This is a genomic window from Neobacillus sp. PS3-12 (assembly GCF_030915385.1).
GTDB lineage: Bacteria > Bacillota > Bacilli > Bacillales > Cytobacillaceae > JAEVLT01.
On record NZ_CP133268.1, the window covers coordinates 3,676,249 to 3,689,577 of the forward strand.

Here is a 13,329-nt window from a genome sequence, read left to right on the forward strand (position 1 = left end):
TATCTCGGCTTTCTCGTGGACCAGTTCGTAGAATGAAGGAGGAAAAGGGTATGAAATCTGCATCACTGCAAAAAAAATTATTGCCTAGACATATTAGTTTGATGGCAATGGGAGGGGCAATAGGCACAGGAATCTTTAAAGGAAGTGCTGAAACAGTATCGATAGCAGGACCAGGAATTATCTTCACTTATTTGTTTGCAGGACTATTGCTTCTTGTTGTTATGGGAGCTATAGCAGAAATGGCAATTGTTTATCCGGGCACTAATATGAAAGGTTTTGTTCAGAAAGCATTCGGTAAGAGGGTCTCATTCGTTGTAGGCTGGTATTATTGTTTCATGTGGCTGGCTGTATGTGTCATTGAGATTGTCGTAGCAGGAAGTTTCTTACAATATTGGCTTCCAGCTATTCCGCTTTGGGAATTAAGTTTAGGCTGTGCAGCATTGGTCATTGGTATTAACCTGATGAATGTAAAAAATTATGGGGAGTTTGAATTTTGGTTTGCCGGAATTAAAATTGTCATGATTATGGTGTTTATTGTGTTGGGGGCATGTATTTTATTTGGAATCATCCCAAGCGATAAATCCAACTACCTGCAAAATTTTACACGTCATGGAGGCTTTTTGCCGAATGGGTGGATGTCGATATTTTCAGCATTGATCATCGTGATGTTTTCGTATGGAGGTTCCGAACTAATAGGACTAACTGTACCAGAAGTAAAAGATGCAGAGCGTATTTTACCAAAAGTCATTAAAAGTTTTATTTTGAGAATCGTTTTATTTTACACATTGCCAATTATTATTATTTGTGGCTTAATTCCCTGGAATGAAGTTAGTCACCAAGCAAGCCCCTTTGTCCAGGTATTATCAATGTCCGGCCTTCAGGGCGCAGCTCATATCATGAACTTTATATTAATTACAGCTGTTTTATCTGCAGCCAACTCTGGTATATATGGTTGTACACGAATGCTACATTCTTTAGCGGTAGAAGGAGAAGCTCCAAAATCTTTCTCATATGTAACGAAAAAAGGTGTTCCAATATATAGTTTAATTTTAACTGCAGTTGTTATATTAGGGGGATCATTGGTCGCTTTTGTTGCACAGGATAAGGTCTTTCTCTTGTTAATGGCAGTTCCTGGTTTTGTTGTATCAGTGGTTTGGATCAGTATTTGTTTAGCACAATTAAAGCTTCGTAAAGCCTATCCAATAGAGCCAAGCTTTAAATTGCGAGGATTCCCCTATGTTACAGCAACTGCTGCTGCTGCATTAACTATTTTAGTAGTAATATTTATGTTAAATGAACAGAATAGAGTGAGCATTATTACTTGTCTTGTTGTTTTAGCTTTATTATTTATTATTTCCATCTTTAAATTTAAAAATGAAGATGTAAAGGTTACTAAAATAGAAGAAGAGAATATCGTATAGTTTTATTCAAATATATAAAAAAAGGCAACAAGGTTTGATATTAGTAAACTGCTTTCGGCACCGAAAAGGGCCCCACTTTTAGTGAATCGTGGGGCTTTGTTCTAAGTTAGTCCTAGCTTAACAATTCATTTCTATTTGTTGCAAGTGGTGGCTGTTCAAGCCATTTATTTTCAACCACGATATCAAATGTATCCTTTGCATATTGCATGACTTCTAATAAGACTTTGCAATATTGTGCAGTAAGGTCAACTCTCATTGACAATGACATTGCGTGTGAAATTAAGCTGATATCAATAGCATTCAGTGCATTAATCATGGAAAAAATCAACTTATCAGAAAAAGGAGAAATAGTGGAAGCAGTAACCTCCATTCCTACAGGGACGGTACCTAGAAGGTCTTCCTCCATAAGTAAATTATTGAAAAAGCTGATTTGTTTTTCGCTTATTGTTTTTCCTGCAAGAACATGGTTTTTTAGTTTTTTATTTTTTACCACTTGAGCAAATCCGAGCATTAATAGAACAGAAAAGTAATTTCGCTCAATGTTAAAAAAAACTTCTGAAAGTTCAATTGCATTCAATGGGCGTTTCTTTCCAAAAACATCATTGATAAATGAATTCTTTTGGACAAATTCAATTTCTTTGGGATAGTTCATTTTGGGTGGACGGTCATAAATGCCTTTGGATAGCATCAACTTTACTGCTTTACCAAACATTTCTGTTGTTTTATGACTGCATTCGGTAAAAAAATCCAGAACGTCCAGTCGAACGTTGTTAGAGGCAACGAAGCCAAAATTAATCATGCCAAGTCGATTCATCATATAAAGATAACTAAGGGAAAACACATCATGAAATAGCTGTGGAGCCGCTAAATTGATATCACTATTGGTAAAACCTTTAGGAACGGGAAAATTCTCTTTAAGAAACACTTCATTTATTTTATCTATTCTCCCTTTAGAAATTTCCAAAGCTTCTTTTGCCAGTGGAATAATTTCTTCATCTTGAAGGTGATGCAAAAAATACGAAAGAAAGCAAATATTCATACTCTCTTGCATAAAAGTCCCCCAAAGTCCGCCAATTTCCGTACATGTCAGTTCGATATTTACTGACTTTTTCTGTGGCTTCAATTCACGATCTCTCCTTAAAATCCATTTAGAATAGTTTCCCCAATAATTTTAATTTGTTTCAAATGTAAATTAGCTAGTACTTGATTTAGTATGCCATTTATTACATTTCATTTTTCATTCGGATTCGGAAAAAATATAATTACTGATGATACGGAGGAGATAAATTTGAAAAAATTATCCGTAATCGGTATTATCGTCGTTTTAGTTTTAACTGTTGAAATTTCATTCAAAATGAAACAAGTTAAAGCTGATACGTCTGGCAAGATTCTAAACGCACCCCTTATCAATCAAAACCCTGAGTTACGAAGGGGATGCGAAGTGACTTCATTAGCGATGATGTTGCAGTATGCAGGGGTTAACGCTGAGAAAATGACTCTTGCTTCCCAGGTTCGAAAAGACACAACATCACATAGATATATGAATGGAACAGTTCATTTCGGTAATCCAAACACTGGATTTGTTGGGGATATGTATTCTTTTAACCGCCCAGGATACGGTGTTTATCATGGACCCATTAAAGCATTAGCAGACCAATATTTAACTGGTAGAGTAGTAGATTTATCAGGTTGTTCATTTGAAACAATTTATCAATATTTGAACAATGGGAAGCCTGTATGGGTGATCAATAATGTCATGTTTGATGCAGTTCCTTCGCAGTTTTGGCTCTCCTGGCAAACCCCCATCGGCCCGATTAGAATTACAATGAAAGAGCATAGCGTCCTTGTTACAGGATATGACCCAAACTATATCTATTTTAATGACCCGTTAGCGAATATAAAAAATAGAAAAGTTCCCATTTCTAGTTTTAAAAGGGGTTGGGAACAAATGGGAAACCAAGCCATTTCATATAGATAAAAGCAGCCATTCGGCTGCTCTTTCTTTGTGTACATTATTATTTTCAGGAAACTTTCAGCTTTCTTTCAAGCTCAATTCAGGTTGCAGATGCAAGATAAGGACATGGAAATTATAAGAGCTTTTACTACTAATAAATAAGGAGAAGGAAAAATGAAAAAGTGGATTTTTATTATAATTGGTGTTCTTGTTATTGGAATCGGCGGTTTCGAAGTTTATGCTACAAAAACGAACAACAATAATCAACAGTCTGTTATCCAGAATCGAACAGCCACTGTTCAAAAAGGGAAATTTGAAGTGAATGTGAGCGGAACCGGTACCGTTCAGCCTGTAACCTCTGAGGATATTAAGTCAACCATTAACAATAATGAAATTGATGAAGTATTAGTCTCAGCTGGAGAATCGGTCACAAGTGGGGAAAAATTAATCACTTTTACTGATGGCAGTGATCCAATTACGGCACCTGCTGATGGAATTATTACAACACTTGCAGTTTCGGCTGGTGAAAAAGTTCAAACTGGTGAAGTGGTCGCACATTTAACAAACTACAGTACGTTTAAAACAGTTGCCTCTATCGATGAACTGGATATTCCAAAAATTCAAGTTGGACAAACTGCAACAATCAAGGTTAGTGCCCTTTCAGATCTGACTTTTACAGGAAAAGTAACTGGGATTGCTAATGAAGGAACTTCAACAAATGGAGTATCATCGTTTGATGTAGATATTTCGATCGATAATCCGCAAAATTTAAAAGTAGGTATGAGTACGGAAACAAGCATTTTGACTGCAAGTAAGGATAATGCTCTTTATGTCCCGCTTAATGCTGTCCATACGATGAATGGAGAAAAATTCGTTCTAGTATCTTCGGCTAATGCAAGCCAAACACAATCGCAAAGCCAAGGACAAGGCCAGCCATCCAATAGAGTTACGGTCAAAACAGGACTTGCGAATGATGATTATGTAGAAATCACTGAAGGTTTAACAGAAGGGCAAGTAGTAAACTTGCCAAACCTTACTTCAAGCAGCTCAACTAGTACAAATGGAAACAACAAAGGCATGTTTGGCGGGATGGGTGGCGCTCCAATAGGCGGCGGAATGTCTGGAGGCATGGGACGCAGCAACTCCGCAAGTTCAAATGCCAGCGGAGGTGCTAGTAAGTAATGAGCACACCGATGATTCAAATTTCGAATTTAATGAAGTCCTATGAACTTGGAGGTGATACCGTTCACGCGTTGAACGATGTCTCCCTCGACATTGACAAAGGTGAATTTTTAGCCATTATTGGACCGTCGGGTTCGGGAAAGTCTACATTAATGAATATGCTTGGCTGCCTCGATCGGCCGGATGCTGGGGAGTATCTTCTTGACGGAAAAGAAATTGGCAAGATGAATGACAATCACTTAGCAACCATTCGTAATCAAAAGATTGGCTTTATTTTTCAAAACTTTAATTTACTCACGAAACTTACCGCACAGGAAAACGTTGAATTGCCGCTTATATATAGTGGGATATCTGCAAAAGAGCGTAAGGAATTAGCACTTGAATCACTGACAAAAGTAGGATTAAAGGAACGGGCCGGCCATATACCAACCCAGCTTTCAGGCGGACAGCAGCAAAGGGTGGCAATTGCACGGGCCCTTGTTGGAAACCCTGCCATCCTGTTAGCCGATGAGCCAACAGGAGCACTGGATACAAAAACAAGTACGGAAATTATGCAGCTAATGAAAGGTTTAAATGAATTAGGCCACACGATCATCGTCATCACACATGATTTATCCATTGCAAAACAAGCGAAGAGAATGGTTCGTATCCAAGACGGACAACTGTTTGAGAATGAGGGTGAACGAATTGGCAATCTTACAATCAATTAAAATGGGCATGCGCAGTATAAAGGGGAATAAACTGCGATCTGTCCTGACGATGCTGGGAATAATCATTGGTGTTTCCTCTGTTATTGTACTTGTTTCGATTGCACAAGGTTCAACCTCCAATGTAACCAGCCAAATCAATAATCTAGGAACGAATCTAATTACCATTAATACATTTGGTACAGATCTTTCCTTGACCGAAGATAAAATTAATAAGCTTGAAGACAAAGATGGTGTTAAAGCAATCTCACCTGTTGTTTCCGGGAGGGTAACCGTTAAAAAAGATAAAACCTCTTCACAGACTACCCTGACTGGGACCAATGCTGCCTATGAGACTGTCCGAAATACGAAGGTCACAAGCGGGCGTTTTCTAACGGATCTAGATGTGGAATATCGCCAAAAAATAGCCGTCATTGGAGCAACAACAGCTGAAACTCTTTTTGGAACAGAAAGTCCTGTCGGACAATACATTCAACTTGATGGCAATTCTTTTAAAGTGGTTGGCGTTCTTGCCTCGAAAGGAAGTTCAATGGGGCAAAGTGGTGATGATGTTGTCATCGTTCCATTAAGTACAGCTGAACGTTTAACGAAAACAACAAGTATCAATCAAGTTTATCTGCAAGGAAAAAGTGGACAGAATATGGATTTTGTCATGGCTGAAGTCGAAAATGCAATGGCCAGTATGTATCCTAATCAAACGGATAACTACAGTGTAAACAATCAGCAGGATTTAATGAGTACTATGAGTTCCGTTTCTAATACGATGACAATGATGCTTGGGGGAATTGCCAGTATCTCTCTATTAGTGGGCGGTATTGGGATCATGAATATAATGCTTGTGTCCGTATCTGAACGTACGAAAGAAATTGGGATCCGAAAAGCGATTGGTGCAAAAAGGCGTGATATATTGTGGCAATTCCTCATTGAATCGGTTGTTTTAAGCGCAATGGGCGGTATAATTGGTATTTTACTAGGACTAGGCCTAGGGAAGATTTTAGGCTCTACTTTGAGTATGACAGTCACTTTTTCAAACACTGTCGTGATATCCTCATTCTTGTTCTCGCTTATTGTTGGGGTTGTGTTTGGGGTATTCCCAGCCAATAAAGCATCAAAATTAAATCCAATTCAAGCGTTACGCTATGAATAAAGCGGTTCGCTCTTGCGGCCGCTTTTTTTAAAATTAAACCTAGCAGGAATTATTATTCATAAAGGAGCGTTAAGAATGCGTTTATTATTGATCGAAGAAAATCTTCCTTTGTGGGATTCGATCATTCAGCTTTTGGCAGATGAACTTGATGATGCCCAAGCTTCCGTCGATAGGTCAAAGATACTGGTTCTTTTTCTAACAGAAAAAGATTTATTTGAGGACCGGGAGGAGCTTAAAGCTGGAGGAAAGGATGAAATTTCTTTGTCCGTTTATAGTTTGTTAAGAAACTCTTAATATTTATTCGATATAGTTATGTCATAGAAAACAATTTACCTAAGAACTTTATAATAGACGAGGAGTGAACCTGATGGACTTTAATAACGATTCAGAAAACCAAAATTCACCATATACATCGGAAAATACAGAGGAAGGCGCATTAATTAACCAAGGCAGCCAGAATGAGGATGTTAATTTCTCACGTTATGAGAATAGTGCGGGAAAACAGAAGAGCGGAGGAAGAGGCGGGCTAAGAGTCATTCTCTCAACGATCACCGCAGGAGTGGTTGGTTCAGCCATAACATTAGCCGTTCTCCCACATACAGATTATTTTAACAATATTTCAAATGGAAATAACGGAACAGCTACCCAGCAATCTACGACAGCCTCGGTCGTAAAAACAGTGTCTGCAAAACCATCTACTTCCTCTGGAACAGATTCCATTGCGGATACGGTGGATAAAGTCTCAAAAACCATTGTAGGCATTGAAAATTATCAACAGCAAAATAAAAGTTCAAATAACTTTTTTGGAAACAATGGGAGTTCTGATAATTCGAGTGGTTCGAACAGCTTTGGCAGCTATGGAAACAATGGTGATTATAGTTTCGGGAATAGCTCGCAGTCAGTGGAAACAGGCTCAGGATCAGGGGTTATTTTCCAGAAAAATTCTGATGGAGCCTATATTGTAACAAATAACCACGTTGTCGAGGGTGCAACAAAACTAGAAATCTCACTTTATGATGGCCAAAAAACAACAGCAACAGTAGTTGGCACAGATGCATTAACAGATCTTGCCGTTTTAAAGATTGATCCAAAATATGTAACTGATACAGCGGAGTTCGGGGACTCTTCCACATTACGTTCCGGAGATCAAGTATATGCAATCGGAAATCCGCTAGGGCTGGATTTATCAAGAACGGTTACGCAGGGAATCGTGAGTGCTACTAATCGATCGATTGCTGTTAATACTTCAGCAGGAGATTGGGAAACAAATGTAATTCAAACAGATGCTGCGATCAACCCTGGAAATAGCGGTGGTGCATTGATTAATACGCAGGGACAGGTTATTGGGATCAATAGCTTAAAGATTTCTGAGAGTGGGGTTGAAGGGTTAGGATTTGCAATCCCTAGTAATGATTTTATTCCAATCGTAAACCAGTTAATTAAAAGTGGAAAAGTAGAGCGCCCATACTTGGGTGTGGGTTTGGCGGATTTAAGTGAAGTTCCTCAGGCATATTTGGCTGACCTGCCCAACAATGTTCAAAGTGGAGTCATGATCACTCAAGTTCAGCAACAATCAGCAGCAGCAAATAGTGGATTAGAGCAAAAAGATGTGATTGTTTCCATGAATGGAACATCAATTGGCAGTTCGACCGATTTAAGAAAATATTTATATACAAAAGTAAAAAATGGTGACACAGTAAAATTCGGTATTTATCGAAATGGTAAGCAAATGAATATCAATGTAAAGCTTACCTCTCAAACAAATTAGGGCTAACGAAAAGGCATGAGCCTGGTACAATAGATACCAAGGACATGCCTTTTCCTTTTTTGAAATAACCAGCATTTTGTAAAATAGAATAGTAAGAACTGAAAGCATATTGATTGAAGGTGGAAAAAAGAATGAAAAAACTAATTGGCATTGATTTAGGCGGTACTTCTGTGAAATTTGCGATATTGACTCCTGATGGGGAGATTCTGCAAAAGTGGAGTATCGATACTGATATTCAAAATGATGGTGAGAAAATCGTTCCCAATATTATTGATTCGATTAATCACCACCTGGACTTATATGGATTTACAGCTAAAAATTTTTGGGGTATTGGAATGGGTTCACCTGGAATTGTGGACCGCCAAAAAGGGACTGTCATCGGAGCATATAATCTAAATTGGCGGACATTGCAGCCAGTAAAACAACTAATTGAAGCCGGGACAAATCTCCCGTTTTATATTGATAATGATGCAAATGTGGCTGCACTAGGAGAAGGTTGGAAGGGTGCGGGGGAAGGCGGAGCAAATGTTGTCTTTGTCACACTTGGAACTGGTGTTGGCGGTGGTGTTATTGCAGAAGGAAAATTAATACATGGCAAGTCTGGAGCGGCGGGAGAAATTGGTCATATCGTAGTAGAACCTAATGGATATCCGTGTACATGTGGAAATCATGGCTGTCTCGAGACGGTGGCCAGTGCAACCGGTGTTGTCCGATTGGCCCAGGATATTGCAGTAGAATTTACAGGTGACTCTCAATTAAAGCAGCTAATTGATGGCGGGCAAGAGGTAACTTCTAAAATTGTATTTGATCATGCAAAGCAGGGGGATCAATTGGCCCTAGCGGTAGTTGATAAGTTTTACTTCTATTTAGGATTAGCTTGTGGAAATATTGCGAATATCTTAAACCCCGAAGCTATTGTTATTGGCGGGGGAGTATCAGCCGCAGGAGATATGCTGTTAAAAGGAGTAGGAAAATACTTAAATAAGTTTGCCTTTCCACAAGTAAGAACAAGCACAAAAATAAAGCTTGCCCAATTAGGAAATGATGCAGGTGTAATAGGTGCAGCATCCTTAGCCATCCTATCTTCGGAATCAAAATGAACTTGGCAGTTTGAGTAAGCTTCCTATTTTTTTGATTAATTCTGGGATTAACTTTTTTATTCCAAAACCGAACCGTTTAACATAATGTAGGCTTTTTAACATAACATTTAAAGCGGAGGTGAAATGGATGCCGAGAGCAAAGTATAGATCATCGGATGTCGCGCTGATGGCAAGGATGATGAGAGCGGAAGCCGAAGGTGAAGGACAGATGGGAATGTTGCTTGTAGGGAATGTAATCGTTAATCGTGTTAAAGCCGATTGTTTAGACTTTAAAGGACTACGGACAATTCCGCAAGTAATTTTTCAAGTACAAGGTGGGAATTATTCATTTGAAGCTGTTCAAAAGGGTAATGTGTTTTACCAAGCTGCGAGAGGTGTTGAGAAAAGATTAGCAAAACAAACTCTCGACTACTGGAGGCATTCTCCAGCTAAACATTCCTTATGGTATTTCAATCCTCATGCTCCATGCCCGCCAACATGGTACGATCAGCCAGCTTCAGGGCAATATAAACAGCATTGTTATTATGAGCCGAAAGAATGTCCCAGTGCATATAGCTGGTGATAAAATAAAACAACATAAATAGAATCCCTCTTGTGCAGAAGGTATGAAAGAACCTACTGCATCGGAGGGATTTATTTTTAGGATTAAACTTATTTCTTTGGGTAACAAATGGTAAAGCAGACCTGCCCATTTTGATTTTCTACCTTAATACTTCCATGATAAAAATGAACAATTTTTTGAGAGATACTTAAACCGAGCCCGAAATTTCCTTTATCTCCTTTATAAAGGGATTTGAAGATTTGATTTAAATCTTTTTTAGAAATTAATGGGCCATCATTCTTTATTTCGATCATCCAGGATGACCCAGTATCTTTTAGGGAAACTTGAATTAGATTCTTTGCATATCTAAGCTGATTTTCTAAAATATTTTCAATAGAAACCCGGATACGATCCGAGTTTCCTAATATTACGGCTTGTTTTGATTCAATATTTAAGTCCCATGAAATATCTGCATTCACTGCCTGAAAATTAGCGATTAGATAAGGTAATAATTTATTGAGATAGACATCTTCTTTTTCTTTGTCATTATCTAAAACATAATCAAGCGTATTTAAATACAAAACTTGTTTAATCTTTTTCTCAAGACGGACAGCTTCATTTTTAATAACCGCTGCAGGTTCTTCGGCAGAATCTTCATACATTCCATCAATAATTGCTTGGGCGTAGCTCATGATGACCATTACTGGTGTTTTTAGATCATGAGAGATACTTTGAAGGAATTTTTTTTCTTCTTCATCAGCTAATTTTAATGATTCTTTCATTTCTTTCATCGCTATCGCTAATCGTCCAATTTCATCCTCACTTTTTAAATCAAGGTCGTGATCCCACTCTTTATTAGCGATTCGTTTTGTATAGCCCTCTAACTGTTTTAGTGGTTTAGCAATATTATTTGCAATAACCTTAGACAAAGGTAAACTTAAAAGAATGACCAAGACTCCAATCAGGAGAATTTGAGGTAAACTTTCATTTTTATCCATGATTTGATAGGAAATTAAATATGATTGACCAGTTACTTTACTAATTTCAATCAAATAAGTCATATTATTAATGTTTTTCTTAAGACTTTGATCAGTTTTACCTGTTATGAAACTACTCATTGTGATCATTAAAGACGTATCCTCATGTTCATCGTCATGACTAATAAAACCGATTTGCCCAGTCTTTTTATCAAAAACAAAATTAAACGTATGCTGGTGTTTAGCAAATCCGATTATGTCTGTATCAATCTGCTTTCCTTTGACAGAATTCAATACAAGCTGATGCGTAAGCTGCAGACCATGCACGGCTTTATCTTCATTCATACGATTAATAATAAACGTGAATGCAAGGGAAACAACCAGTACAATGATGGTAATGATCACCGATATGATGAACCAAATTCTCATTGTAAGTGATTTAAATTTCATCATTTTACGACCAATTTATAGCCAAACCCGTAGACGGTTTCAAGGTTTATCCTGGCTAATTTCTTTCTTAATCTTCTTATCGTGTCATCTACAACTCGGTCAGATCCGAAATAATTATCGCCCCATACTTTTTCGAGGATTTGCTCCCTTGACACGACCGTATTACCGTTTTCAATAAAATAAAGCAGCAGGGTAAATTCTTTATTGGTTAGAATAATTTCCTGGCCATCATCAAAAACTGTTCGCTGCTTTCGGTCAACAAGATAGTCTTCTAAATGGAAATCAGCGGAAGGTTCTTCTTTATTGTTGTGCAAACGTTGGATGATTTTATTTGTTCGAATGACTAACTCTCTTGGCAAAAAGGGTTTTGATAAATAATCATCACTGCCTAATTCCAGCCCTACTACCCGATCCAGTTCTTGGTTCCTTGCTGACATAAAAATGACGGGCGTTTCTTGGTTATACTCTTTTATTGCTTTAATTAATTGATACCCATCAATATCCGGTAGCATAATATCTAATATCCAAAGGTCAGGCAAGTCTTGAACTTTCTGAAGAGCAGGTTCACCTTCAAGGAAGGATACAACTTTGTAGCCTTCCTTTTCTAAATATTTTTTAAGTAATTGATTAAGATGTTCTTCATCTTCAACCAAATAGATTGTCGCCATGTTCACACCACCATATATAATTAATCTTGAAAATACAATCAGACTCATTAGTTCCAATAATCAGTATAATACGTGGAGTCAATTGTACAAAAGGTTTTGGACATTTGAACTCCTCCTAATCTTTCTATGCAAGAGTATAAAGAAGAAATACCGTGGAATTATCGTTGAATTATGTGAAAAATATGGGTTTATCTATCACATACTTTTCACACATTTCTACGATAATTCCTCGGAAATTGCTCGCTATACTTCCAAATAGAAAGCAACAAGGAGGAATTTAAGTGAAAAAGAATTATACAAAAATTGTACTAGATTTGGTGATGGCAATCACATTTGTGTTACTAATGAACCCTAGAGTATTGGATGGCTTACCGTTTCATGAAATAGCAGGTTTGATTATTGGAGTAGCGATTCTTGTACACATCGGATTGAACTTCCGATGGGTGATCAATACTACCAAAAAGATTTTTGATTCCAAACTACCTAATAAAACACGATTCAGTTTTCTATTAAATATACTACTGTTAATTTCAATGGCTACCGTAATTGTAACTGGAATATTGATTTCGAGGGTGGTTCTTCCAAGTCTTGCTGTCCAAGGAAATCATTCAATTCGTGGTCTCCACAGTTTTTCTGCTGACGCAACACTTGCATTAGTTGGTTTGCATATTGGGGTACATTGGCAATGGATCGTGAGTATTCATAAAAGAGCATTTAAATCGAGGGAAGGTAAACTTAGGAAAGGTGTAATTGCATCCGTAGTTCTTTCTCTTGCCATATTAGTAGGCGGAATTCAATGGTTTGCTTCCACATCTACTCCTAGTAAAGGCGATTTCAATCCAAAACAAATGCAGCAATTCGGGCAGTCAACTAATAATGTGAATACCGGGAATGTAACAAATAGTACTCAACAAGGTCCACCTAACGGCGATTTTCGTGAAGGAAAATTTGATGGAAGAGGTGGACATGAAGATCATGGCGGTAGCAGCAGTCCATTTCTTGTCATTCTGAACTATTTTGGCATCTGGGCAGTGATCATCATTCCTACCTATTTTCTGGAAAAAAGAATCTTAAGGAATAAGCGAAAAACGAACCATGTACAACTTCAAGATTCAAAATAAAAAATTCACTTTAGAGGCGCATGAAATTTTCATGCGCCTACACAATTTTATTTATAAATATCATTTAAAAAAACTGGTTAACACATTTTTTTCACACATTTCCACGATAATTCTTCGGAAATTCATCATTATACTCATGAATATAGAAAGAACAAGTTGAAAAATAATCAGTTTGATTGATCAACTGAAAGGAGCATATAAAATGAAACCAATAGTAACTCTCAGGAAACTTTCAGCTTACCTTCAAACTTAATTCAGGTTGGAGGTGCAGAATACAGGCATGAGGTTTAGAA

General features: G+C 37.6%; 13 protein-coding genes. 10 read left to right on the top strand and 3 right to left on the bottom strand.

Annotated elements, in window-relative coordinates:
• The first annotated feature begins 50 nt into the window (after positions 1 to 50).
• Complete coding sequence (locus RCG17_RS18615) at positions 51 to 1,421, top strand: amino acid permease (protein WP_308171584.1); 1,371 nt, start codon at positions 51 to 53, stop codon at positions 1,419 to 1,421.
• A 112-nt stretch (positions 1,422 to 1,533) separates the two neighbouring features.
• Here the strand turns inward: RCG17_RS18615 and RCG17_RS18620 are convergent, their stop codons facing one another.
• Positions 1,534 to 2,544, bottom strand: a complete 1,011-nt coding sequence (locus RCG17_RS18620) for a DUF3231 family protein (RefSeq protein ID WP_308171585.1) — start codon at positions 2,542 to 2,544, stop codon at positions 1,534 to 1,536.
• A 165-nt stretch (positions 2,545 to 2,709) separates the two neighbouring features.
• Between RCG17_RS18620 and RCG17_RS18625 the strand changes: the two genes are divergently transcribed.
• The 8 genes from RCG17_RS18625 to RCG17_RS18660 all read left to right on the top strand — a co-directional run bounded on the left by RCG17_RS18625 (position 2,710) and on the right by RCG17_RS18660 (position 9,841).
• Positions 2,710 to 3,399 carry a C39 family peptidase gene (locus RCG17_RS18625; protein ID WP_308171586.1) on the top strand — a complete coding sequence of 230 codons (690 nt, stop codon included), beginning with the start codon at positions 2,710 to 2,712 and terminating at the stop codon, positions 3,397 to 3,399.
• Between the two features lie 150 nt (positions 3,400 to 3,549).
• Positions 3,550 to 4,557: a biotin/lipoyl-containing protein gene (locus RCG17_RS18630; protein WP_308171587.1), complete on the top strand. Its 1,008-nt coding sequence runs from the start codon at positions 3,550 to 3,552 to the stop codon at positions 4,555 to 4,557.
• Complete coding sequence (locus RCG17_RS18635; RefSeq protein WP_308171588.1) at positions 4,557 to 5,267, top strand: ABC transporter ATP-binding protein; 711 nt, start codon at positions 4,557 to 4,559, stop codon at positions 5,265 to 5,267. Before RCG17_RS18630 ends, RCG17_RS18635 begins: the two co-directional genes overlap by 1 nt.
• Positions 5,236 to 6,411 carry an ABC transporter permease gene (locus tag RCG17_RS18640; RefSeq protein ID WP_308171589.1) on the top strand — a complete coding sequence of 392 codons (1,176 nt, stop codon included), beginning with the start codon at positions 5,236 to 5,238 and terminating at the stop codon, positions 6,409 to 6,411. The genes RCG17_RS18635 and RCG17_RS18640 overlap by 32 nt, the downstream gene beginning before the upstream one ends.
• A gap of 75 nt (positions 6,412 to 6,486) precedes the next feature.
• Positions 6,487 to 6,705, top strand: a complete 219-nt coding sequence (locus RCG17_RS18645; RefSeq protein ID WP_308171590.1) for a hypothetical protein — start codon at positions 6,487 to 6,489, stop codon at positions 6,703 to 6,705.
• 73 nt (positions 6,706 to 6,778) lie between these two features.
• Positions 6,779 to 8,179 (top strand): S1C family serine protease, encoded by a 1,401-nt coding sequence (locus tag RCG17_RS18650; protein ID WP_308171591.1) that lies wholly within the window; start codon positions 6,779 to 6,781, stop codon positions 8,177 to 8,179.
• 131 nt (positions 8,180 to 8,310) lie between these two features.
• Entirely contained in the window at positions 8,311 to 9,279 is a 969-nt protein-coding gene (locus tag RCG17_RS18655) for an ROK family glucokinase (RefSeq protein ID WP_308171592.1), read from the top strand.
• A gap of 127 nt (positions 9,280 to 9,406) precedes the next feature.
• Positions 9,407 to 9,841 (top strand): cell wall hydrolase, encoded by a 435-nt coding sequence (locus RCG17_RS18660; RefSeq protein ID WP_308171593.1) that lies wholly within the window; start codon positions 9,407 to 9,409, stop codon positions 9,839 to 9,841.
• 89 nt (positions 9,842 to 9,930) lie between these two features.
• Here the strand turns inward: RCG17_RS18660 and RCG17_RS18665 are convergent, their stop codons facing one another.
• On the bottom strand, positions 9,931 to 11,250 hold the full coding sequence (locus tag RCG17_RS18665; protein ID WP_308171594.1) for a sensor histidine kinase: 1,320 nt from the start codon (positions 11,248 to 11,250) through the stop codon (positions 9,931 to 9,933).
• Entirely contained in the window at positions 11,247 to 11,915 is a 669-nt protein-coding gene (locus tag RCG17_RS18670) for a response regulator transcription factor (RefSeq protein WP_308171595.1), read from the bottom strand. Before RCG17_RS18670 ends, RCG17_RS18665 begins: the two co-directional genes overlap by 4 nt.
• A 281-nt stretch (positions 11,916 to 12,196) precedes the next feature.
• Between RCG17_RS18670 and RCG17_RS18675 the strand changes: the two genes are divergently transcribed.
• Positions 12,197 to 13,036, top strand: coding sequence for a DUF4405 domain-containing protein (locus RCG17_RS18675; RefSeq protein ID WP_308171596.1), 840 nt, complete (start codon positions 12,197 to 12,199; stop codon positions 13,034 to 13,036).
• Positions 13,037 to 13,329 lie beyond the last annotated feature (293 nt).